This is a genomic window from Flavonifractor porci (assembly GCF_037572415.1).
GTDB classification, from domain to species: Bacteria; Bacillota; Clostridia; order Oscillospirales; family Oscillospiraceae; genus Flavonifractor; species Flavonifractor porci.
In genome coordinates this window covers 126,993-150,967 of record NZ_JBBHLB010000008.1, presented here as the reverse complement: position 1 = coordinate 150,967, position 23,975 = coordinate 126,993, and the positions used below count along the sequence as shown (strand labels likewise).

The 23,975-nt window shown below is 60.0% G+C and carries 19 protein-coding genes; 4 read left to right on the top strand and 15 right to left on the bottom strand.

Annotated elements, in window-relative coordinates; genetic code table 11:
- The 9 genes from WHJ28_RS09090 to WHJ28_RS09050 form a co-directional block, all read right to left on the bottom strand.
- The coding region (locus WHJ28_RS09090) for a lactate racemase domain-containing protein (protein ID WP_340041862.1) at positions 1-427 on the bottom strand (427 nt) is incomplete at its 3' end.
- Positions 428-461: 34 nt separating this feature from the next.
- The gene (locus WHJ28_RS09085) at positions 462-1,556 is read right to left on the bottom strand and encodes an iron-containing alcohol dehydrogenase (protein WP_340041860.1); all 1,095 of its coding nucleotides are present in this window, start codon (positions 1,554-1,556) and stop codon (positions 462-464) included.
- Positions 1,557-1,568: 12 nt separating this feature from the next.
- A complete protein-coding gene (locus WHJ28_RS09080; RefSeq protein ID WP_340041858.1) occupies positions 1,569-3,047 on the bottom strand; it encodes a tripartite tricarboxylate transporter permease in 1,479 nt (492 codons plus the stop codon).
- Between the two features lie 15 nt (positions 3,048-3,062).
- A complete protein-coding gene (locus WHJ28_RS09075) occupies positions 3,063-3,539 on the bottom strand; it encodes a tripartite tricarboxylate transporter TctB family protein (protein WP_340041856.1) in 477 nt (158 codons plus the stop codon).
- Between the two features lie 82 nt (positions 3,540-3,621).
- Positions 3,622-4,626 carry a tripartite tricarboxylate transporter substrate binding protein gene (locus WHJ28_RS09070; protein ID WP_340041854.1) on the bottom strand — a complete coding sequence of 335 codons (1,005 nt, stop codon included), beginning with the start codon at positions 4,624-4,626 and terminating at the stop codon, positions 3,622-3,624.
- A 59-nt stretch (positions 4,627-4,685) separates the two neighbouring features.
- A complete protein-coding gene (locus WHJ28_RS09065) occupies positions 4,686-5,732 on the bottom strand; it encodes a mannonate dehydratase (protein WP_340041853.1) in 1,047 nt (348 codons plus the stop codon).
- The gene (locus WHJ28_RS09060) at positions 5,729-6,634 is read right to left on the bottom strand and encodes a dihydrodipicolinate synthase family protein (RefSeq protein WP_340041851.1); all 906 of its coding nucleotides are present in this window, start codon (positions 6,632-6,634) and stop codon (positions 5,729-5,731) included. Before WHJ28_RS09060 ends, WHJ28_RS09065 begins: the two co-directional genes overlap by 4 nt.
- Before the next feature lie 41 nt (positions 6,635-6,675).
- Entirely contained in the window at positions 6,676-8,367 is a 1,692-nt protein-coding gene (gene ilvD, locus WHJ28_RS09055; RefSeq protein WP_340041849.1) for a dihydroxy-acid dehydratase, read from the bottom strand.
- An 18-nt stretch (positions 8,368-8,385) separates the two neighbouring features.
- Positions 8,386-9,195, bottom strand: a complete 810-nt coding sequence (locus WHJ28_RS09050; RefSeq protein WP_340041847.1) for an IclR family transcriptional regulator — start codon at positions 9,193-9,195, stop codon at positions 8,386-8,388.
- A 469-nt stretch (positions 9,196-9,664) separates the two neighbouring features.
- On the opposite strand from WHJ28_RS09050, the gene WHJ28_RS09045 reads away from it, so the two are divergent.
- Positions 9,665-10,438: a polysaccharide deacetylase family protein gene (locus WHJ28_RS09045; RefSeq protein ID WP_340041845.1), complete on the top strand. Its 774-nt coding sequence runs from the start codon at positions 9,665-9,667 to the stop codon at positions 10,436-10,438.
- Between the two features lie 179 nt (positions 10,439-10,617).
- Here the strand turns inward: WHJ28_RS09045 and WHJ28_RS09040 are convergent, their stop codons facing one another.
- The 4 genes from WHJ28_RS09040 to WHJ28_RS09025 all read right to left on the bottom strand — a co-directional run bounded on the left by WHJ28_RS09040 (position 10,618) and on the right by WHJ28_RS09025 (position 19,166).
- Positions 10,618-12,957 (bottom strand): RNA polymerase sigma factor, encoded by a 2,340-nt coding sequence (locus WHJ28_RS09040; protein ID WP_340041843.1) that lies wholly within the window; start codon positions 12,955-12,957, stop codon positions 10,618-10,620.
- A 212-nt stretch (positions 12,958-13,169) separates the two neighbouring features.
- Positions 13,170-14,999: a sigma-70 family RNA polymerase sigma factor gene (locus WHJ28_RS09035; protein ID WP_340041841.1), complete on the bottom strand. Its 1,830-nt coding sequence runs from the start codon at positions 14,997-14,999 to the stop codon at positions 13,170-13,172.
- A 140-nt stretch (positions 15,000-15,139) separates the two neighbouring features.
- Positions 15,140-17,911 carry an S-layer homology domain-containing protein gene (locus WHJ28_RS09030; protein WP_340041839.1) on the bottom strand — a complete coding sequence of 924 codons (2,772 nt, stop codon included), beginning with the start codon at positions 17,909-17,911 and terminating at the stop codon, positions 15,140-15,142.
- Positions 17,912-17,936: 25 nt separating this feature from the next.
- Positions 17,937-19,166, bottom strand: a complete 1,230-nt coding sequence (locus WHJ28_RS09025) for an S-layer homology domain-containing protein (RefSeq protein WP_340041838.1) — start codon at positions 19,164-19,166, stop codon at positions 17,937-17,939.
- Between the two features lie 351 nt (positions 19,167-19,517).
- Between WHJ28_RS09025 and WHJ28_RS09020 the strand changes: the two genes are divergently transcribed.
- Complete coding sequence (locus WHJ28_RS09020; RefSeq protein ID WP_340041837.1) at positions 19,518-19,766, top strand: helix-turn-helix transcriptional regulator; 249 nt, start codon at positions 19,518-19,520, stop codon at positions 19,764-19,766.
- 151 nt (positions 19,767-19,917) lie between these two features.
- Here the strand turns inward: WHJ28_RS09020 and galU are convergent, their stop codons facing one another.
- Both galU and WHJ28_RS09010 read right to left on the bottom strand, forming a co-directional pair.
- A complete protein-coding gene (galU, locus tag WHJ28_RS09015; RefSeq protein WP_340041836.1) occupies positions 19,918-20,790 on the bottom strand; it encodes a UTP--glucose-1-phosphate uridylyltransferase GalU in 873 nt (290 codons plus the stop codon).
- A 43-nt stretch (positions 20,791-20,833) separates the two neighbouring features.
- Positions 20,834-21,361, bottom strand: a complete 528-nt coding sequence (locus WHJ28_RS09010; protein WP_340041835.1) for a QueT transporter family protein — start codon at positions 21,359-21,361, stop codon at positions 20,834-20,836.
- Between the two features lie 214 nt (positions 21,362-21,575).
- Between WHJ28_RS09010 and WHJ28_RS09005 the strand changes: the two genes are divergently transcribed.
- On the top strand, positions 21,576-22,097 hold the full coding sequence (locus WHJ28_RS09005; protein WP_340041834.1) for a transcription repressor NadR: 522 nt from the start codon (positions 21,576-21,578) through the stop codon (positions 22,095-22,097).
- Positions 22,098-22,237: 140 nt separating this feature from the next.
- Positions 22,238-23,896 carry a Na+/H+ antiporter NhaC family protein gene (locus tag WHJ28_RS09000; RefSeq protein ID WP_340041833.1) on the top strand — a complete coding sequence of 553 codons (1,659 nt, stop codon included), beginning with the start codon at positions 22,238-22,240 and terminating at the stop codon, positions 23,894-23,896.
- Positions 23,897-23,975 lie beyond the last annotated feature (79 nt).

The window sequence follows — 23,975 nt, the reverse complement described above, 5'->3', positions numbered from 1 at the left end:
TCTGGTTGGTCCAGTAGAACTCGTTGAACAGCTCCTCGCCCAGGATCTGCTTCATCTCGGACACGGTGGCACGGGGATGCAGACCGTTGGAGAACATGAACAGGATGTCCTTCTTCTCCGCGCCGGCGGCGTACAGCTCATCCAGGCAGGCCCGGATGGACACCTTCCGGTGGGAGGTGGGCTGGCAGCCGCCCTTTACGATGTCGGGGATGACAAAGACCACGGTCTTGCCGGGGCCGGCCAGCTCCTTCAGTGCGGGCATACCCATGGGGTTGCGGATGGACTCCAGGGTGGCGTTGTACAGGCTGTCCCAGTCCTGGGGCAGACACTCAGGATCGGGCACGGTGGTGCCGGGGATGAACACGTCGGTGTTGTCGGGCAGGTTGGCGCTCATCAGGCCGTGGCCGTATTCAAAATCAAGCTTCATAGAAGATCTCCTTATTGATGCAGATGGGTTTGCGTTATTTCAGGCCGTGGAAGAGCAGGGAGGCCTGGGCCTGCAGCCGCTCCAGTTCCTGCGGTTCGGTGACAGGCATATGTTTCGCCAGGAAGGCAAAGATACTGTCCCGTTCCCCCGGGGAATCGGCCAGCCCCAGCTCCTCCAGACAGGCGGGCAGTTCAAACCGCCGCAGGAACCGGTCCAGCGCCTCCTGCTCCGTCCGGGGGGCGCCGTTGACGGCCAGCTGGTAGACCAGACTGGCCCCCACCAGCTCCCCGTGGAGGAACCGGGAGCGGATCTCCGGGCGGCAGGCGCAGAAGTAGCTGTACAGGCAGTGGCTAATGGCCGCCTGTTTACCGCCGCAGGCCATGGCGGAGATCAGTCCCGTGAGCTGGAGGGCGGCGCAGATGCAGTCCTCCGTCACGGGGTCCACCCGGCCCTGCTTCAGGGCTTCATATACCGCCCCACCGGAGGAAAGCAGCAGGTCATAGGTGCTGTGGGCCAGCAGACGGGCGCTGCGGGAGAAGGCGTTCTGCTCCCACTGATCGAAGTGGAGGATGTTATAGCTGATCTCGGGGTACTTGGCCATGGCGTCTACAAAGCCGATGATGTTGTATCTGGGCGGGCACTCCCGGACCAGAATGTCCAGGTCGGCCACCACGGCAAAGGGAGGATGGCGGGGCCAGTAGTTGCCTGCAAAGGCCCCCTGTTCGGTGTACTCCACCGCCAGCCAGGCGGAGGCGGCGCAGGTGGCCGCCGAGGTGGGTACAGTGATGGTCCGCGCCTCCATCAGGTCGGCAGTGATCTTGGCGGCGTCCAGGGCCCGGCCGCCGCCCACGCCGATGACGGCGTCCGCGCAAAAAGCCCGACCCACTTCTGCCGCGGCCCGGAAATTGGTGGGACAGCAGATGCCGGAAAAGAGATGGACCTGCCAGACGATACCATGCTGGGCCAGACGGTCAGTGACCGCCTGTTCCACCTTGGGCCACACCTGTGGGTCAGCCAGAATCAATACACGGGTGCCAAGCAAAGCAGCGTCCTCCCCCAGATGAGAGAGGACGCCGCTTCCCTGGTAGTATCTTCCCGCACAGAGCTGGATGAGGGTTCCACTGCGCACGAGATGACCTCCTTATTGCGCCGCCTTGCGGGCAGCCAGCTTTTTCTTAACGTAGGGGAACAGCAGCATGAATACGGACAGCAGAATGAAGAAGCAGCTGATGGGGGAGGTGAAGAAGGTGCCCCAGTTGCCCTTGGACACGATGAGAGCGCGGCGCAGGTTGGACTCGCACAGCTTGCCCAGCACCAGGCCGATGACCATGGGGGTCATGGGCATATCCAGCTTGGTCATAAAGTACCCGAAGATACCCACGCCCACCATGAAGATGGCGTTGAAGGCGGAGTAGTCGATGGCAAAGGCGCCGATGACACACAGGATCACGAGAATAGGTACCAGGGTGCTGGTGGGGACCCGGGTGATGTTGACAAAGCCCCGGATGAAGGCCCGGCCCTGGAGGTACATGAAGATGTTCACAATGATAAGGCCCAGCATAATGGTGTAGACCCATTCGCTGTGCTGAGTGAAGAGCTGGGGACCGGCGGCGATGCCCTGCATGGTCAGTGCGCCCAGCAGAACGGCGGTGTTGGTGTCGCCGGGGATGCCCAGGGTAAGCAGGGGGATGAGGGTAGCGCCGGTGACGGCGTTGTTGGCCGATTCGGAGGCCACCACGGCCTCCTCGGAGCCGTGGCCGTACTCCTCGGGGTGCTTGGAGGTGCGCTTGGCCTCGTTGTAGGCCAGGAAGGAGGAGATAGCGGCGCCGGTGCCGGGTACAGCTCCGATGAATACGCCCAGAATGCTGGACTTGAGCAGTACCATTTTATATTTAAGGACGTCCAGGAAGGAGACCTTTTCTTTTTCGACCTTAACTGCTTTGCCGGTATCCTTGTTCATGTCACGGGCCTTGGCCATCAGCTCGGTGATGGCGAACAGGCCGATGAGCACGGGGATGGTATCGATTCCGCCTGCCATCCGGTTGATGCCGAAGGTAAAGCGGCTGACGCCATCCATGGGATCGATGCCGATGCAGGAGATCAGCAGGCCCACAAAGCCCATCAGCAGGCCCTTGATCTGAGATTTGCCGCCTACGCTGGCAATAATGGTCAGGCCAAAAAGAGCCAGGGCAAAATATTCGGAGGGACCAAAGCGCAGGGCAAAGCTGGCGATGGGGGGCGCTGCGAAAATAAGGACCGCGCAACTGAATAGGCCACCTACCGTAGAGGCCGCCAATGCATCATGAAGGGCCTTCAGGCCGTGGCCCTTCTGAGCCATGGGATAGCCGTCCAGCGAGGTAGCCGCCGACGCGGGGGTACCGGGGGTGTTGATGAGGATGGCGGTAATGGAGCCGCCGTAAATGCTGCCGCAGTACACGCCCAGCAGCAGCATGACGCCGGGGATGGAGGCCAGGCCGTAGGTCAGGGGGAGCAGCAGGGCCATGGCCATGGTGCCGGTCAGGCCGGGCAGCGCACCCACCACGATGCCGCCTGCCAGACCCACGTTGATCCACAGCAGGTTCTCCAGGGTAAACAGACTGCTTAAAACTTCCAAATACACAGAATCATACCTCCTTTATGGCAGCCGGACGGACAGCAGGAAGGTAAATCCGGCCCAAATGGCCACGGTCACCACATAGACGATGGGGTAAACCCAGATCTTTTTGACCCGGAACAGCAGCAGAATGGCCGTGGAGGCCAGGAGGGTGGAGGGGAAATAGCCCAGAAACTCAAATACGGCGGAATAAATCAGAATGATGGCTGCCAGAGCAATGGCACGAAGCTCATCCCGAAGAGCGGTTTTACGCTCCTCATCGGTGGTATAGGTGGTTTTGGTATCGCTTCCCGCAGCCTTGCGGTGTTTGACCAGGGTGATAGCCAGCAGGGCCAGACTGAGGAGCACCATGCAGGTTCCGATGAAATAGGGGAATACTCGGGGACCCATAATGGATACGCCGGGATCATCAATGGTCAGTGGGACGGAGATCAGCACAAACGCGCCAAAAATCAGAAAAACAAAGGAAGCGATTAGATCTTTCTTGTATTGGCTCATAGAAGTTCTCCTTTTGCTGGATTCCTTTCATGGGGAGCGGGTCAGGCCCGCTCCCCATAAAAGAGGGGGGAACAAGGGGGAATCAGGATTCACCGGTCAGCAGAGTCTGGTTGACGGCGGCTTCGTCCTTGATCCGCTGGACCATCTCGTCGGTGGTCATGGTCAGGGGCAGCAGCTGGTTGGCGTCGCAGAATTCCTTGTACTCATCGGTGGCGGTGATGGCATTGAGGGTCTCGGTGATCTCGGTCACGATCTCGTCGGGGGTATTGGCGGGCACCATGAGGAACTTCCACACGCTCATGGTCACGTCATAGCCCATCTCCTTGAAGGTGGGAATGTCCTTCAGGTTGTCGCGGGGATCCCGCTCGTCGTTGAAGATACCCAGAGCCACAGCATCGCCGGACTCCACATACTGCATGACCTCGCCGGGGTGGCCCACGCACACGTCAATGTGGCCGCCCAGCAGGGCCGCGATGGTGGGAGAACTGCCGTCATAGGAGATGCCGGTGGCATCCACATCGGTCATGCTGAAGAACTGCTTCTGAGAGAGCTCCATCAGGCTGCCGCTGCCGGAGAAGCCGTAGGTGACGGCATCCTTGGCCAGCAGGTCCTCGATGCTGGTGATGCCGGAGTTCTTGCCGGCGATCATGATGATGGGTTCGTTGGACAGGGCGGCCACGGGGATAAAGTCGTCGATGGTGTAGTCCACATCGCGGACGTAGGGCTGCAGGGTGAACACGCCGATGGCCTCCTGGCACAGGGTGTAGCCGTCACCGGCGGCGTTCTTGAACTCGGTGGTGGCCACGGTGCCGCCGGCGCCGCCGCTGTTCTGCACCACCATGTTCACGCCGAAGTAATCGCTGCCGGCGCCGATCTCAGAGACGATGCGGCACAGACCGTCGGAGGTGCCGCCGGCATCCCAGGGGCAGACAATGGTGATGGTGCTGTTGGGGTAGTTGTCAGCGGCTCCGCCGGACTGTCCGCCGGAGCCGGTGTTCTGGGCGCCGCCGCCGGACTGTCCACAGGCGGCCAGAGGGAGCGCAAGAGCAAGAGAGAGCGCCAATGCAGCGATTTTCCTTTGTTTCATGTTGTTCATCCTCTTTTCTGTGTCATTTAGAATATTATTTTGCCGCATCCGCGGCAGGATTACAAAAGGTTGCAGGTGGCCTCCCACAATCCGTTCAGGTAGCATACCCCCATGGCCCGGTCGTACAGACCGTAGCCGGGGCGGCCCTGCTCCCCCCATACCATCCGGCCATGGTCCGGGCGGATAACGCCGTCGAACCCGGTTTCCCGGAGGATGCGGAAGAGGGCGGCCATGTCGATGCGGCCGGAGGCGCTGATGTGGCCGCTCTCATGGAAGGATTGAGGCCCGTCCAGGGCCACGTTGCGGGCGTGGACGAAGGGGACCCGTCTCTGGCTGCATAGTGCCTGAGCGATGGCGCACATGTCGTTTTGGGGACTGCTGCCCAGGGAACCTGTACACAGGGTCACGCCGTTGGCGGGCAGATCCACGATACGGCAGATCTCCAGCAGGTCCTCCAGGGTGGAGACGATACGGGGCAGGCCAAACACCGGCAGCGGCGGGTCGTCGGGGTGGATGGCCAGCCGAATATCCAGCCGCTGGGCCTCAGGCACCACGGCCTGGAGGAAGTAGCGCAGGTTTCGCCACATCCCCTCCCGCCCCAGCTGGCGGTAGCGCTCCAGCAGGTCCCGGAGTTGGCGGGACTGGGTGGAGAAGTTCCAGCCGGGCAGCTTCAGCGGTTGGGTGGCCGGGTCCATGGCATCCAGCGCTTCCCGGCGGAAGGCCAGGGTGGTGGAGCCGTCCGGCAGGGGGAAAGCCAGATCGGTGCGGATCCAGCCGAACAGGGGCATGAAGTTGTAGCAGACGGTGCGTACTCCGCACCGGGCAAGCCGGGCCAGATTTTCGGCAAACTGGTCGATGTACTTGTCCCGGCCGGGCAGGCCCAGCTTGATATCCTCGTGGACCGGCAGACCTTCCACCACCGTGAAGCGCAGGCCGGCCGCCTTAATCTGGCGGGTCAGCTCCGCCAATTCCTCCTCCGGCCACAGCGCCCCGGCGGGGATGTGGTAGAGGGAGGTCACCACCTCGGTCACCGGCGGGATGGCCCGGATGTGGTCCAGGGTGATGGTATCCGATGGACCGTACCAGCGAAAGCCGAAGCGGGTCATAGGCAGTCGCCCAGAATGGACCGCACGCCGTTTTCCACCACAGCCTCCTCCTCAGGAGTGAGGGAGCGGAAGGGGAAGCGGGGAGGACCCATGTGGAAGCCCTGCATCTCCAGCATCTTCTTGTGGGACATGATGGGCATAATCTTGCGGACCAGTCCCCGGAGCTGGAGCAGCTGTTTCTGGACCTGGCGGGCTTGCTCCAGACGGCCGGCCTGATAGTGATCCCAGAGCTGCTGGCACAGGGCGGGGAATACCGCGGCCATGGCCACGATACCGCCGTCGCCGCCCGACTGCAGGACGGGCAGCACCTGGGCGTCGTTGCCGGTGATCAGCTCAAAGCCCTGGGGCAGATCCAGACACTGAAATTCCTGGAAGGTGATAAAGTCCATGCTGCTGTCCTTCAGGCCTGCCACATTGGGGCAGGTGTCGCACACCTGCTGCAACACCCGGGGGGTGATGGGGTTGTGGGTCATGCCGGGGATGTTGTAGAGATAGAGAGGCAGGGAACCGGACAGCCTGGCGGTCTCCTGGAAGTAGGAGACCAGGGCCGCCTCATCGTAGGGGTGGTAGTAGGGGGCGGTGACAGAGGCGGCGTGGGCTCCCTCGCTTTTGGCCCAGGCAAACAGGTCGGCCATATCGGCCTTGTCCATGGCGGTGGTGTTGAAGAGGATAAAGGTATCGTCAGGGGCCCCTTTGATGGCCGCGGTGAGCAGCTTCTTCCGCTCCTCCAGGGTCAGGTTGATGAATTCTCCCGAGGTGCCGCAAACGAACACGCCCCCGATACCGGCCTTGGTAATGAATTGGGTGAGTTTGGTGTATTCCTCGTAATTGACGCTGCCGTCCGTGTGAAATGGGGTGAGCTGTGGGGCCGAGATGCCCCGCAGGCTGGGTGAGTGTGACACGGAGACGCCTCCTTTCCTTGATACGGGTGAGAGCCCGGTTGTTAGTCCAGAATGGCGCCTTTGGCGGCAGGCTCCACGTGCTTGGCATAGCGGGACAGATACCCTTCCGTGACCTTGGGCTGGTGGGGGGGAAGGACGGCCAGACGGGCGGTCAGCTCGTCGTCGCTGAGACGAACGGAGAGGGTACCGGCGTCGATGTCGATCTCAATGATATCGCCGTCCCGTACCGCCGCGATGGGGCCCCGGCGGGAGGTCTCGGGAGAGACGTGGCCGATGCAGGGACCGCGGGTGGCGCCGGAGAAGCGTCCGTCGGTGACCAGGGCCACCGATTCAGCAAAGCCCATGCCCACCAGCGCGGCGGTGGCGGTGAGCATTTCCCGCATACCCGGGCCGCCCTGGGGACCCTCGTTGCGGATGACGATGACCTCGCCGTGCCGGATGCTGCCGCCGTAAATGGCCTTGACGGCGTCCTCCTCACACTCGAAGCAGTGGGCCGGGCCGCTGTGCCTGCGCATCTGGGGCGCCACGGCGGACTGCTTGATCACAGCGCCGTCGGGGGCCAGGTTGCCCTTGAGGACGGTGATGGAGCCGTGGTCGCTGTAGGCCTGCTCCACGGAATGGATGACCTCCGGGTTGTGCTCCACCAGATTCGCCACGTTCTGGCGGTGGGTGCGGCCGTTGACCGTCATCTGGTCCAGATCGATGAGTCCGTCCAGCTCCCGCATCACCGCGCCCACGCCGCCGGCCTGATCCAGATCCAGCATGGTGTGGGTGCCGGAGGGCTTGATCTTGGCCAGGTAGGGGGTGTCGGCGGACAGGCGGCCCATGTCCTCCAAGGTCATGGACAGGCCTGCCTCATGGGCGATGGCGGGCATATGTAAGGTCATGTTGGTGGAACCGCCCACGCTCAGCCCCACCCGCACGGCCAGCTCCAGCATCTTCTGGGTCACGATGTCCCGGGGGCGGATATTCTCCTCCACCAGACGTACGATGGCCTTGCCGCTGAGTTTGGCCACCCGGTTCTTTTTGCCGCTGACGGCGTGGGCGCAGGCGCTGCCCGGAAGGGTGAGGCCCAGAGCCTCCGCCACCACCGACATGGTGTTGGCCGTGCCCATCATGGCGCAGGAGCCGGGGGTGGGGGACATAAGCCCCTCCATGTACTCATATTCCTGGCGGGAGAGCTCTCCCCGGGTGAGCTTACCGGCCATCTCCTTAAGCTCATAGGTGGCATAGGTGCGTCCCTTATAGACGGCGGGCATCATGGGGCCGCCGGTGACGATGACCGTGGGCAGGTTGACCCGCAGGGCCGCCATCAGCATGGCGGGCACGATCTTGTCACAGCCGCCGATGAGTACCAGGCCGTCCAGCTGGTGGCCGGCGGCGTACACGTCGATGGAGTCGGCGATGATCTCCCGGCTGGGCAGCACGCTGCACATACCCACATGGCCCTGGGAGAAGCCGTCGCAGATGGAGATGGTGCTGACCTCGAAGGGAATGCCCCCCGCCTCCAGAACACCGTCCCGCACCAGCTTGCCCAGCCGGTCCAGATGAACGTGGCCGGGGTGCATCTCGTTGTAGGTGTTGATGACGCCGATGAAGGGCTTGGACAGGTCCTCGTTGTCCAGACCCATACCCCGCAGATGGGCCCGGGGGCCTGCCATGCTCAGGCCGTTTACCACCTTGGAGCTGGGATACTTGGGATCCTTATAAGTGAGATCCAGGGTCTCTTCCATGGAAGGTGCCTCCTTGTATCAGGATGATTTGGAAAGCTGGATGGGATAGTTGCAGCCCAGCTTTTCGGTGATGCGAGCCGCGCACTGGAGCAGTTCCCTGCCGTAGGAGAGGGCCTTCTCCAGCGAGAAGCGGTAGTCTGGCGCGGCGATGCTGATGGCGGCCAGCGCCTGGTTGTCCACATCGAAAATGGGCGCGGCAATGCAGACCACGTCAGTGTGGTGTTCGTGGTTGTCCAGCGCATAGCCCTGGATACGGATGACCTCCAGCTCCCGCAGGAGGCTCTCCGGATCGGCCAGCGTCTGAGCGGTATACCGGGTCAGTTCGGTGTGCTCCAGGTAGTTTTTCAGCCAGCTCTCCGACTTCCAGGCCAGCAGGGCCTTGCCGCCGCTGGTGCAGTGGAGGGGGATGCGCTTGCCCACAGCGGAGTGGAGGCCCACCGAGTTCTTTGCGCCCAGCTTGGCCAGGTAGACGGCCTCCCGGTCCTCCTCGCCGATGAGGTGGATGGTCTCCAGGCTCAAATCGTTCAGATAGGTCATCTCTGCCTTGGCTGCCTCATAGAGGAAATTGGTCTTTTGCAGCTGGAGGGCCAGCAGGCGGGCCTCAAAGCCCACACGGTAACATTTCCGGGCGTCATCCTTTATCACAAAGCCGCAGTGCTGCATCTCCTGAAGAATGCGGTGGGTGGAGCTGGGGGGGATGCCGGTCATGGCGGACAGCTTGGCCAGAGGAACTTCTTCCTCGCTTTCAGCCAGTGCCACCAGCAGCTGCAGCGCTTTCATGGAGCTGTACATCCGCATCATTTCATGCAGTTCCTTGCCCCAATGCATACAGCAACCTCCTTCATAAAATTCTATATATGGAAAACTGGATTTATATCTGGTTTTCTAATTGCATGGTACACTCTCCAGAATTTGATTTCAAGTGAGAAAAGATTCCATATAATTCAATAATATGGATACCGCAAGCCGGATTTTAAATATAGAAATGGGACCAAATGAAAAGGGAGGATTTTCTTTGGCGTATATTCTAAATACAGAAATTTGGTTCCAAATTGCACAAAAAGACAGGGAATATTTTGTAGCGGCATATCAGTAAACTTCCACAAAAGGAAGAGGTTGGTCATTCTGGTAATTATCCAGTATCTCCAACAGATTTTAAAAAGCGCCTTGGCCCCGGTTTTCGCGGAAAAGGGAGCCTCAGGCGTTTGCGGGGGCCGGGGAGAGGGCGGCGATTGCCTCTTCTGAACCGGAAGATCTTGTCATAGTCTGTACCAATCAAATGGTAGGAGGTATAGGGATGAAGATCATTCTGCTGCGGCGAAAGCTGCTGGCGGTGCTGGCCTGTGTGTTGGCGGCCGCCGCCATGTTCTACATCGTCAATTATCCGGAGGTGGTAAGCGCGGCGGCTGCCAAACGGCAGCTGCCCATCTACTGCGTCCAGCGGGACCAGAAGATGGTGGCCATCTCCTTTGACGCGGCCTGGGGAAATGAGGATACTCAGCAGCTCATTGACATTCTGGGCCAGTACCAGATCAAGGCCACCTTTTTTGTGGTGGGGGACTGGGTGGACAAATACCCGGAGTCGGTGAAGGCACTCCACGAGGCCGGCCATGAGATCATGAACCACTCCAACACCCACGCCCACTACAACAGCCTGTCCACCGAGGAGATCATTGCAGACGTGTCGGCCTGCAACGACAAGATCGAGGCCATCACCGGCGTGCGGCCCACCCTGATCCGCTGCCCCTACGGGGAGTATGACAACCATGTGATTGCCGCCATCCGCTCCATGGGTATGGAGCCCATCCAGTGGGATGTGGACAGCCTGGACTGGAAGGAGATCCCGGCGAATGAGATCACCCAGCGGGTCGTGAGCCGGGTGTGCCCCGGCTCCATCGTGCTCTTCCACAACGCCGCCATCCACACGCCGGAGGCCCTGCCGGGAATCATCCAGTGCCTGCTTCAGGAGGGGTATACCTTTGTGCCCATTTCCCAGATCATCCTGCCGGGGGACTGCGGTACCGACTACACCATTGACCACGCCGGCCGGCAGCAGCCCTGCCAGAGCTGAGTGCAAAAAGGGCCTGCTGCATTTTTGCAGCAGGCCCTTTTGAAGCGATTATGGCCCGGTACAGAAGTGACGATCTGTCCAGCGGAACATATGATATCGGGACTGGATCTGGTGGCACTTTGGGCAGAACTCCATTGTGCGCCGAGGAAGCACCGGAAGCGATCTTTTTTACGCCAGTTTTATTTTGCCGCACCCTGCATCATGGACAGCAATTCACGCTTACATTCCTCCACGCTGTTGGGATTACCCGGATTGGAAACACTCCCGAGCGGTTCAATCACCTCGTAGCGGGCGCAGTTGGCATCATAGATGGCATAAAGTCGGTCACATTCTTCCTGATTGGTCTCCCCTCCCGGATCGATGCCCAGGGAAAAGGTATCTGTCCGGTCAGTAAAGGTATAGGTATGAGTTTGCGGTCCCTGATACTCAAGCAGCAGTACCGCATAGTCTCCGCTGCTCTTTTCCCGCACCAGAGTTACTTCGGCATCCAAGCCTAGTCCACTCCATTTGACGATGGTTTTCCCGCCAGACCACTGGACCAGGAAGGCATTGACATACGATGTATCGTTGTTGGAGACCAGGATCAGTTCCTTGATGCCGTCGCCATTCATGTCCAGCAGTCTGGCGTCATCCAGCGTAAGGCCCCAGAGTTCGGAAGACTCTGGTATGCCGGAGATCGTACCCGTCAACTCTATCTCACGCATGATATTATACATATCCTTTGCCATGCGCGCCTCGTTGTTGGGTTCTTTGACCTGTATATTCTGAGAGGTGTCACCACCGTTGAGAGCCGCGGCATACCGGTTTAGAAAATTGACCATCTCCCGAGGAGAGCAGGCGTCGGCTTCCACCTCATCAAAGGGGCGGTACGGAAGCGTACGGGGAGGCTTCTCCTTTGGAACAGATGCTTCTGAAAGCAGCTGTTCCCATTCTTCGTCTGTGTAGTAAGTCTCCACGCCGTTTTCCACGACCCGCATCATTTGCTTCTCGTCGTCGTATTCCTCCAGCCAGGTCTCGCTCTCCTCCACCCCGCCTTGGCGGAAGGTGAACACACTGCCGCCGTGACGGGCAGCGCCGGAGGCTCCGCTCCGGTCCATCTGCACCGTTCCCTCGTCTGTTTCGAAGAGATCGCTGCTCTCTCGGCCGTGGTAAGCTTCGTCACCGATGATCCGTATGGGCTGGCCGCGTTCGTTCCATCCATAGATCTCAAAGGAACTATCCACCAGACTGCTGAAGCAATAGAGATAGGGCATACCATCTCCAGCGAAGTCGCCAAGCATCATGAGGGAGCGGTCGGTCTCATATGGCCCATCATATCCCTGCACCGTATAAGGTTCGTCCCAGAACACGACCTGATCCACTGGCTGACTATAGCCGCTGAACGGCGTGATACCATCCTCGATTCCCCGGGCGATCAGATCTGCCAGCAGCAAAGCCTGCTCCGCTGTCATCTGGCACTTGCTGATATCGCCGTAATAGGGCATGGTATCCAACACGCCTTCAGCAGCCTGCCGGTCAAGGTCAGCTTCCGGGGTATTCTGAGGAGTCGTTTCCGGGGTATTTTGCGGAACCGTGCTGAAGGTAGGGTTGGGTTCCTGCTGGGTCCTGTCTGTACCGCCAATCAACAAGCCACCCACAGTTACTCCTCCGCCGACCAGCAGCACACCCGCTGCCACACCGGCAGCCAGCTTGAGCTTGAAGGCCCCCGATGCGGCCGCTTTGACAGCGGTTCCCACCGCGGCCTTCCTGCCCGCCGCCGAAGCGGCTGTCGCTGTATTTCCGGTGGCCTGGGTCCCCGCTGACGCGGCAGCAGAGGTTCCTGCGGCGCCAGCCTTCCCCAATCCCGCGCTGATATTCTCCCAGACCCGGGAAAAGACGGCGGAGTCGGGCAGTTCGCTGGTAAGGCACTGGAACAGAACGCCCACAGGGATCATGGTATGGAGCCGGATACCGTCCCGCTCCTCCAACGCCAGCACGTCCTCTCTCAGCTTTTTTCGGGCGTAGTTGAGACGGCTTTTCACCGTCCCCGGGGCGCACTCCTGGATCTCCGCGATCTGCTCCACCGAGCAGTGGGAGAAGTAGTACAGAATGACGCACTCCCGCTGGACCTCGGGGAGCCGCTCCACCAGACGCATTACCAGACGGCGGGTCTCCACGTTGTCGGCCACAGATTCAGGCAGGATACCCTCATCCGGGTCGGGGATGGCTTCCAAAAATCCCCCGTCCTCGTCCTCTTCCTTGGAAGCCTGAACAAACCGGCCCTGCTGCTTATGCAGGCGGTGGCAGCGGTTTGCGGCGATCTGAAATATCCAGCTTATAAAGGCCTCCGGATTCCGCAGGCTGTCCAGGTGCTGCAGGGCGGAGAGATAGGTCTCCTGCACCACGTCCATGGCCAGCTCCGGATCATTGGTTAGCCGCAGAGCCAGGGCATACACCCGCTGGCTGGTCTGTTCATACAGCTGTCCCATGGCCTCCTGATCACCGGCCTGGGCTTGACGCACCAGCTTGGTCAGATCCATACAATCCCCTCGTTTCTTCGTATTTCGTTAGGTTTCTTTTTTGTTGGTGCAGCTGGCCGGCAGCGGACACAAAAGCCGTTTCAGCACTTTGTGATCCCCTTTGAATGGTCCGGTACACGATCCAGCTCATATTGGTTACGTCAGTAAGATACCGCGCCCCTTCCCCCGGTTTTAAATGGGGAGAAAAAATTTTTAGGGGGGAGGGCGAAACCTTATCCCATCCAGTTGTGTCCGGTCCAGCTTTTCCGCACCTGATTCATCAATTCATAATAAACCTCCCAGCTGCGGTCATAGCTGCCCCACTCCACCGGCAGCTGGGGCGGGATCACGTTTCCTTCCGCGGCATTGTACGCGCTGCATACTTCCAGACTGGGGCAATCCAGCAGCGGGGTCAGATCCACCGGGTATGTATAGGAGTACAAATGAACTGCCCGAAGTTTCTCTAATTGAGAGAGGGGAGTCAGGTCCATATCATATCCGCCGTCCAACCCAACATACTCCAGGGACGGCATATACGCGACCACATCGAGAGAAGTACCCCATGCGTACAGTCCCTTCAGATCCAGTATTACAAGGTTGGGCAGCATTTCTGACGCGGTCAGCTGGGTGCAGGTGTCAGGCTCGGCAGTTACCTCTAAGAAACCAAGTTGTGTCAGCTGGGAGAGATCCAGAGAGGACCCGGATAGGCCTACATACAATTCCACCAAAGACGAGGCCTCTTCCAGCGGCGTCAGATCTGCTTCCTCAGCCACGGAAATCATGAGTGCCTTCAGCTCCCCCAGGTTTTCCAAAAAGCCAAGGTCATTGATTGCCTGACCCTCGTCCCTTGTAAGCGGCATGAGGAGGGAGTGCAGATCGTCATCCCGGATGGTCTGGAGCAGCGCGCCGGAATCTCTCACGTCATAATGGATATCCGTCAGATGGGGCAGCAGGGCAGCATCCTCCAGGCTGTTGACAGGTACGTTTCCCTTTAACATCTGGGAAGTCTCCCCGTGGTCCATCCAGATCTCCGTCGATAATGTGCCGTCTTCCTCAATGGAAAGCATATCGATCAGCTCCACATCGCTGGGGTGGATGGGGCCCTGGGGTTTATCGATGATTGTGCGGATATTCTGCTCAAAGGCGGGGTCGCTGAAGGAGAGGGTGGGCTCATGGAGGGCCAGTCCTACGCCGCCCACTAGTAGGCCGCCCGCCGCCAGCCCGGCAACCAGTTTGAGCTTGAAGGCCCCGGACGCAGCCGACTTGACAGCGGCCCCCGCCGCAGCCTTCCCGCCCGCTGCCGAGGCGGCCGCCGTTGTGCCTCCGGCGGTCTGAGTCCCGGCTGCCGCGGCGGCGGTAGCGCCTGCCGCCCCAGCGGTCCCCAGCCCGGCGGTGACCGCCTGCCAAGTATGGGAAAAGACAGCGGGGTCGGGCAGTTCCCCGGCAAGGCAGGGGAAGAGAAGTCCAATGGGAACCAAGGTGTGCAGCCGGATGCCGTCCCGCTCCTCCAGTGCCAGCACGTCCTCCTTCAGTTTCTTTCGGGCGTAGTTGAGACGGCTTTTCACCGTCCCCGGGGCGCACCCCTGGATCTCCGCGATCTGCTCCACCGAGCAGTGGGAGAAGTAGTACAGAATGACGCACTCCCGCTGGACCTCAGGCAGCTGGTCCACCAGCTCCATCACCAGACGGCGGGTCTCCACGTTGTCGGCCACAGATTCAGGCAGGATACCCTCGTCCGGGTCGGGGATGGCTTCCAAAAATCCCCCGTCCTCGTCCTCCTCCGGGGAAGCCTGAACAAAGCGGCCCTGCTGCTTATGCAGGCGGTGACATCGGTTTGCTGCGATCTGGAACATCCAGCTCACAAAGGCCTCCGGATTCCGCAGGCCGTCCAGGTGCTGCAAGGCCGAGAGGTAGGTCTCCTGCACCACGTCCATGGCCAGTTCCGGATCGTTGGTCAGCCGCAGCGCCAGGGCATATACCCGCTGGCTGGTCTGCTCATACAGACGTCCCATGGCTTCCTGATCGCCGGCCTGGGCCTGGCGCACCAGCTCGGTCAGATCCATACAATCCCCTCGTTTCTTCGTATTTCGTAGTGTTACAACAGTTTACCAGATGATTGGACGATTTTCCAGAGGAAACCAAAGAGTTGCAGCAGAAGCAGGGAGCGGCGCCACGGCGCCGCTCCCTGCTGTCAGGTTGTTGGTTATTGGGAAATATAATGGTACAGACGCATTAGAGTGGTGATGCACTGCTCCCGGCTGTAGGACAGGGAGGGGGCAAACCGTCCGCCGCCCACGCCGTTCATAATGCCGCACCCCTGAATGGTTCCAGTGGCCTCCAGCGCCCAGGGGGAGATCTCTGCCCGGTCGGTGAAGTTTGCCTCCGCCGGCGGCAGGTATTTGGACATCCGCAGTGCCAGGCGGGTAAGCATGACCGCCGCCTGTTCCCGGGTCAGCGGGTCATTGGGGTGGAAGCTGCCGTCGCCCACGCCGTTTACAATGCCCAGGTAGGCGGCCTTCTCCACGTCCTCATCCTTGGTGTCGGAGAAGGAGACACGGCCCTGCACCGGGCTGCCGGTCACCGCCTCATAGAAACGGACCACCAGGGCGCAGATCTCCTGACGGGTGGCGGTCTGGGTGTAGCCGCTCTGGAGCGCGACAGGCACAAGGTTCATCTGGATAGCCTCCTGAACGGAGGCTGCCGCCCAGTCGGAGGGTTTGGAAGCATTGGGGTCGGGCTGGGAGAAAAAGTCCACCTGGTAGGTGAAGTCCACAGCCTTGCCGGAGCGGTCCTTCAGGCCGTCGATGGTGACCTGGTAAACACCCTCATACTTGGACACTCCGTCAGGCCGGAAGATGATGCAGTTGCCCACGCCGGAGGTCTCCACATTGAGGTAGCGGCCGGAGGCGGCGGGGGTATAACTGGCCTTGCCGTCCAGGGTCCAGGTCTTGCCGTCGCTCTGGCGTACCAGAGTGACCACAAGGCCGGACTGAGTGGGCACCTGATAATCGTCGGGGTTGAGCACCACGCTCCAGGCGGTGTTGGCGTCAAAGCTATCCAGATAGTTGGGGAAGCTGCCCGAGGCGGGCCAGCCGATAAAGTCATAGTCGCAGCCGCTGCCGCTGGTATCGGTGACCTTCTCGGTTACAAAGTCGCGGTAGATGCTGTCCGGGTTCTGGGCGTAGCCGAAGCCCACCCGGCCCAGCTCGGGGTTGAGCTGCCAGCGGCGGTGTCCCACCCGCTCCACGTTGCGGGCGTCGCTGTCCTGCATAAACATATCCACTGATTCCAGCAGGTCCATGCCCGCTGCAATGTTGCTGGTGGAGGTGGCCTCATAGGCCTTTTGATAGAAGCTGTTGTCCATATCCGAAGGCTTGGCGGGGGTATGGTTCAGACTGCCCAGGTGAGCCAGCAGCACCGCGCCGTACTGGGCGTTCTCGCTCAGACGGTCGTCCAGCTGAACCTGAGGCACACCGGCCAGCCGCCGCAGCACATTCAGACGCTGGGCGGCGGCCTCCAGGGCCTGGTGATCCACCGCGCCGGTGGCATAGGGGGCCTGGATGGAGGGTTCCTTTGTCAGAACGGGGTTGGGAAAGGTGCTGGAGGCCTGATTCAGCAGCTGGACGATCTCTTCCTTGCTCAGTTTTTCCAGCGTGGTGGAGCCGCTGTGCCGCAGTTCAGTCTGCTCCGGTTCCTCGGTGGGCTGAGAGACTGTTCCGTCAGGCAGCAGGACCTTTACCCCTTCCAGCCGGACCGGGGCCCACGCTTGATTGGCATAGTCTATGTCCAGGTTGGTTTCGCCCCATACCCAGAGGGAGCCGTCCTTGGTGACGGCCATGGAGCCGTTGTATCCCACGCTGACCTCTGCCACGTTATCCATGATCTTGACCGGCGTCAGCGCCACGTCGGAGCGCTTTCCGGTACCGATGCGGCCGTTGCCGTCGCCGCCGCAGGTCCAGAGGGAGCCGTCGGTACACACAATGGCGGTGAGGGGATTGGAGGTGGAGATGGCCGCGCCGTTGTCCATGATCTTGGTCCATACACTCTGGACGGGGCCGCCCACCACATTTTTGTCGTTGCCGGTACCGCCGTTGCCCAGCTGGCCGTAGTTGTTGTCGCCGCATACCCAAACGCTGCCGTCGGTTTTCAGCGCCACCGTATACTCCCAGCCGCAGCTGACTGCCTGTACGTTGTCCATAACCTTGACCGGCACGTCCTGCCAGACATAGCGGTCCATTTTGGTCCGGTTGCCCTGCTTGCCGTTGCCCAGTGCGCCGCTGTCGTTGCGGCCCCACATCCACAGGGAGCCATCCTCCTTGATGGCCGCCGTATGGGCCGTGCCGCAGCTGACTGCCTTGACATTCTCCATGACCTTGACCGGGACGGTCTGCATAGGTTTGTCCTGGTTTCCACCGAAGTAGGTGTCGTTTCCTTTTCCGCCGTTACCCAGTTGGCCCCACTCATTGTTGCCGCACATCCACAGGGTTCCGTCAGTTTTGACGATGCCGGTGTGTCCGTAGCCGCAGCTCACCGATGCCACATCGTCCATGATCTTGCCCGGCCTGGTCTGAAAGACCCCCAGGGTATTGGAGCCGTCTCCCTGCAGGCCGTTGCCCAACTGGCCCGTCCAGTTGTCGCCCCAGGTCCAGAGGGAGCCGTCCGACTGAATAGCGGCGCCGTTGTTGTTGAGACCGCTGCTGACAAATACCACGTTGTCCAGGATTTTTTCCGGAGTGCCGGTGGTGGAAGAGGTGGTGCCGTTGCCAACACCTCCGGTCAGGCTATCCCCCCAGGACCACAGGCCGCCCTGGGCGTCGATGTAGGTAAAGACACCTGCGTTGGTGGCAATACTCTGCCGCTGGATGGGGACTTGCTGGGTACGTTCCGCTGCCAGCGCCCCGGGCATGGCCCCAACCAGGAGGGCCGCCGCGCAGAGGGCGGAGAGCAGCTTTTTGGGTAACTGGATCCGTTTCATCAAAATTCCTCTCTTTCTTTGTGATTTAAGTGGCGCTGCGGTACAGGAAAGTGACGATCTGCCCACGGCTGCAAATCAGGTCGGGGCTGAACGTGGTGGCGCTGGTGCCGCTGGTGATGCCCTCTTTCACGGCCCAGGCCACAGCCTGGGCATATGGGGCCTGACCGGATACATCCGTAAAGGAGGCGCTGCCGCCGGCGGGGCGGCCAGCCAGCTTCCACAGATAGGTGACGGCGGAGGCACGGGTGCAGGGTGTGTCGCCGCCAAAGCGGGAGCCGGATACCAGACCCTTTTCATAGGCCCACACAGCCGCCTTGGTGTAGTAGGCGTCGCCCGGCACGTCGGTAAAGGGATTGGAGATCGCAGGCTCCGGCGAGCCGTTGGCCCGCCACAGGAAGGTGAGGATCTGGGCGGTACTGCAGGTAGTGTCGGGGCTGAATGTGGTAGTGCTGGTGCCGCTGGTAATCTTCTTCTCCACAGCCCAGCGGACAGGCACGTTGTAGTAAGCGTCGGCGGATACGTCCACAAAGGGGGCTTTGTTTGCCTGAGCGGCCAGAGCGGTTTGCAACTGATTCACGGTGGCGGCGGTGGCCGGGTTATAGAGGGTGATGATATACCCGTAATCGCTGCCAACCGCAAGGGTCTCTTTCTGCTTCCAGCCAGAGGCCTGCCAGGCCTTCCACTGGCTGTGGTCGGTCTGATCGGAAGAATCACTGTACTGCTGAACGGTGCCGTCCATATTAAGCAGGGCCACGTCTTGGTAAGTGGTGACCAGAACCTCATTTGCCGCTTCATCAATGCCGGTGGCAACATTGGCGGAGATATAGGAGCAAAGGCGGGTTTCATTGCCTCGCTCCACCAGGTAGAGATAGCCTTCTTCTGTACCCTGGTATGCGGTATTCATTTCACAGTTGGCGGTGCGTACCGCCTTTCCGCCGCTCATGGTCCAGATCTCAGCGGTGACAAAGCCGGATGCAGGATACTCCACCCGCAGTGTCACCAGCTCGGGCCGCTGGTCGCCGTTAAAATCGGTCAGCCCGGCGTAGATAAGCCCCTCGCCGAAGTAGGATATGCCGGAATACTCCAGCTTTTCCTCCTGGGCAATGGAATAGGTTTGGATCTGTTGCCGCAGAACGTTGTTGTAAGCTCCGGCGGTCTGTGGGTCCAGAGTGGATGGGGAGAGCGCACCTGCCGGGAGACTCAGCATTCCGCCGAGCAAACCTGCTGCCAATGTACCGCTGATCCATCGTTTCATATCATAATTCCTCCTGTTTCTCTCCCGGCAAAAGGCCGGTGGTTATTTGATGGTGGGGCTGCTGCCAGCGGCGGAGGGCAAGACAGTCGGTTTGTTTGAATCCCCTGCCGGTCCGGCAAGCGGATCCCGTGGAAAGGAAGCGCCCGCGCCTCCGCCGCTTCAGCCTGTGCGAGCATTGCCGCTCACGACAGTAAGAGCATTGGGGGAGGGGTGCGGTTTTATTTTTGGGGAAAATTTTTAAAAATATTTTAACAGCCTTTCCTAAAATATACAAGCATGTTTTGTGAGGCATTAGCTAACATACATTTGCGGTGTATCTGGGTAGAATGCTGTTAGGTGGTGGCGCATAGTATGAAGCGGACGCAAAAGCTGATTTTCGATGACGATATTTATAATACGATACGCCGCAATATTCGGAAATACCGCAAGGAAAAGGGATTGACTTCCGCACAGCTTGCGGAGATGGTGGACCTTTCCCATGATTTTATACGGCAGATCCAATCGGAAAAAGCGGCTTACAATTTCTCTGTGGAGACCTTTTATAAGATATCCGTGGCCCTGGGAGTCGGTATGGATAAGCTGAGTAAAAAGCAGGAATAACACCCCATTTCCTCTCAGAGGAAACGGGGTGTTTTTTGAACAGCCATCTCCGTTACGGCGATGGCTCAGGGGGAATGGATCAAGAAAAACGGCCTGCGCCTTTGAGGCGCAGGCCGAAAAATTTGAGCACAGGAGCGCGGCAATCCACACCTTACCGCAGGCTCTCTGCCTTTTCTTTAATAAAGTGGCTCAGCCAGGAGGCCGTGGCCTTGTTTTCCAGAGCAAAGTCAATGGTGGCCTCCAGGAAGCCGCACAGGTTGCCGGTATCGTACCGGCGGCCCTCAAAGTCCACCGCCACCATCCGGCTCTTGCGGCAGAGCTCCCGCAGACCGTCGGTGAGCTGGATCTCCCCGCCGTAGCCCGGCTTCAGGTTCTCCAGAATGTCAAAGATCTGGGGGGTGAGCACATACCGGCCCAGGATGGCATAATTGGAGAACATCTCCTGAGGCGTGGGCTTCTCATTCATGTCGGAAACATCGAAGATCCGGTCCTCCAGAGAGGCGATCTTCACGGAAGAGTAGCGGGAAATGGCCTCGGTGGATACCTTCTGGACGCCCACGGCGGAAGCACCGTACTTCTCGGCGCCCTCAATCAGCTGGAGGGTCACCGGCTTTTTGGCCCGCATGATGTCGTCGCCCAGCAGCACGGCGAAGGGCTCGTCTCCCACAAAGCGCTTGGCCCGGTAGATGGCATGGCCCAGGCCCTTGGTCTCCTTCTGGCGGACATAGAAGATGTTGGCCAGATCGGCTGCCCGGCGGACCTCCACCAGCTCCCGCTCCTTGCCGGCCTGGAGCAGGCGGGTCTCCAGTTCGGGGTAGTAGTCAAAGTAGTCGTCCATGGCGGACTTGGCCCGGTTGGTGACGATGAGGATATCCTCAATGCCGGAGGCCACAGCCTCCTCAATGATATACTGGATCACAGGCTTGTCCACCATAGGGAGCATTTCCTTGGGGACGGTCTTGGTGGCGGGGAGCATCCTTGTCCCCAGACCAGCGGCGGGGATGACAGCCTTGCGGACTTTCATGAGGGAATCCTCCTTGTTTGTTATAAAACTGAGGGACGTCGCCTCAGCGGACGGCCAGGCGGCGTTCCGGGATCATAGTGCGGAAATAGCGGATCTTGGGCAGGCCCAGCAGCAGCACGGAGCCCAGCACATAGCAGGCCAGGGCCTCGCCCGCCACAAAGGTCCACATATTAAACCCGTAAGCAGCCCAAAAAGCACCGTTGATGGCTCCTGCCTGGGCCCAGGCCCACATGGGGGGCAGCAGCAGGGCGTTCAGTACAATGGGGGGCAGAGCGGCCAGATACCAGCGGGGCATCCTGGCGCTCAGGAACGCGGCGATGGCGGTGGCCAGAGTGCCCACCACCATGTCAATAGGGCCGTAGGGAGAGAGAATATTGGTCAGCAGGCAGCCCAGCGCCAGGCCCGGCGCGGTGGCAGGAAACAGGAAGGGAAGCACGGTGAGGGCCTCTCCCAGACGGACCTGGACAGGTCCAAAGGTGAGCTGAAAGATGTTGCCGAAATAGCACAGGACAAAGTAGACGGCGGCCACCATGGCGGCCAGGGTGAGATCACGGGTGTTGCATTTGTGCATGGTTGATTTGGAACCTCCATTTTCGTATTTAGAGAACGACGGTGAGTCCCGCCGAACGAACGCGGCGCTGCCGCGCTTGGACCGGGTGTGGAAACCAGTCGGTCACATTTTAGCACAATCCCTGTGGAAAGGCAAGGGAGAGGGCTTTTCCGGCGCTGATTTACAGGGTCGGAAGAACCTGCTATACTGGTCAAAAAACAAAGGAGGAAGCAGGATGGAACGATCCGCCGCACAGGACCGCCGGAAGGCGGTGGAGCAGATGCTGGAGGAGGCCGGGGGGCCGGTAAGCGCCACGGCGCTGGCCAGGCGGTTCTTGGTAAGCCGCCAGATCATTGTGGGGGACGTGGCCCTGCTGCGGGCGGCCGGGGCGGACATCGTGGCCACCCCCCGGGGCTATGTGCTGGGCCGCCGCCCCGCCGGGGTGGAGCGGACGGTAGCCTGTGTCCACGCCCCGGAGGAGATGGAAGCGGAGCTCAACGCCATTGTGGACGCCGGGGGCGAGGTGGCCGATGTGATCGTGGAGCATCCGGTCTACGGTCAGCTCACAGGTATATTGGGGGTACGTTCCCGATATGATGTACAGGAGTTTCTTCAGAGGGTACGGGCTGACAGGGCCCGTCCCCTCTCTGAACTGACGGGGGGTATCCATCTTCATACAATTCGGTGTAAAGATGAGAAAACGTTCCAAAGGATACAGAATTCTCTGGAAAAAGCGGGATTTTTGCTGGATATGTGAATATGAAATGGATGAAAGACGAAACTTATGTTAAATGTGCCGAAAAAGTATTGCCAAATTGTGAATAATGGTGTATCATAAAAAACGAATCCTAGGGTTGGGGAGGCTTATAGGATTCAAAATTATAAGGGAGGGTTATTATGAACTCACCACGAATGCAACGGTTCGGAAGAATCCTGTTGGTTGTCTTTGCCCTGGCATGTGTCCTGATGACGGTCGCCTTTGCTGAAGGCGATGCCCCTAGCAGCGCGGTATATGGCACGATCGCGTCCCTGCTGCCCCCTGTGGTGGCTATCGGTCTGGCTCTGATCACCAAGGAAGTGTATTCTTCCCTGTTCCTCGGTATTTTGGTCGGCTGCTTCCTGCAGGTGAACGGCAGCCCTCTGGATGCGTTCCAGTTCTTTGTCAGCCACCTGTGCTCCAACGCCGGCGGCAATATGGGTATCCTGATGTTCCTGGTCATCCTGGGCACCATGGTGGCCCTGATGATCCGGGCCGGCGGCTCCAAGGCCTACGGCGACTGGGCCGTGTCCCACATCAAGACCAAGTCCGGCGCTCTGTGGTCCACCTTTATCCTGGCTCTGGTGCTGGGCGTGGACGACTACTTCAACAACCTGACCACCGGTAACGTGATGCGTCCCGTGGCCGACGGCCACCACATCTCCCGCGCCAAGCTGTCCTATATGTGCGACGCTACCGCCGCTCCCGTTTGTATCATGATGCCTGTGTCCTCCTGGGCCGCCGCCGTCACCGGCGTTATCGGCAACGAGGAGGTGGGTTTCCAGATCTTCCTGCGGGCCATCCCCTACAACTACTATGCCATTCTGACCCTGGTCTTCATCATGGTCATGACCTGCCTGAACATCGACTACGGTCCCATGCGCAAGCATGAGGACAACGCCGCCAAGGGCGACCTGTACACCACCCCCGAGCGTCCCTTCGCCGACGCCAAGGAGATGAAGTTCAACCCCGACGGCAAGGTCATCGACCTGGTCATTCCTGTTATTATTCTGATCATCGGCTGCGTGTCTGCCATGGTCTATGTCGGTTATCAGAACGGCGGCCATGACCTCATCACCGCCTTCGCCAACACCTCCGCTTTTGACGCGCTGCCCTTCGGTTCTCTGATCGCCCTGATCGTCAACATGATCTACTTCATGATCCGTCGTTCCATGAAGTTCACCGAGCTGATGGATTGCCTGCCTGAGGGCTTCAAGCAGATGGTGCCCGCCATCCTGATTCTGTGCCTGGCCTGGACCATCGGCGACGTGACCAAGGGCCTGGGTGCTCCTCAGTTCGTGGCTGGCCTCGTGGCAGATCTGAGCGGTAAGCTGTTTGCTCTGCTGCCCGCCGTGGTGTTCATCATCGCCGCCTTCCTGGGCTTCGCCACCGGTACTTCCTGGGGTACCTTCTCCATCCTGCTGCCCATCGTGATCCCCGTTTTCTCCGGCGGTACCCCCGCTGTTGACCTGACGGTGAGCGACCTGAACAACAACCTGCTGATGATCTCCATTGCTGCCACCCTGGGCGGCGCGGTTATGGGCGACCACTGCTCCCCCATTTCCGATACCACCATTATGGCTTCCTCCGGCGCTCAGTGCTACCACCTGAACCATGTGGCCACTCAGCTGCCCTATGCCCTGACCGTGGCGGTCGTGGCTTTCTTCAACTACATCATCACCGCTTTCATCAAGAACCCCATTATCTGTCTGCCCATTGCCATCATTTCCATGGTCGCTGTCCTGCTGGTTATCGGCAAGGTCAACCACTCCATGAACCGTCACTCTCAGCGCGACTGAGCGTGACCCCGGCAAACTGCATATGATGAAAATCGCCCCCGCCGTGCAAAACACGGTGGGGGCGATTTTTTGCCTGAAG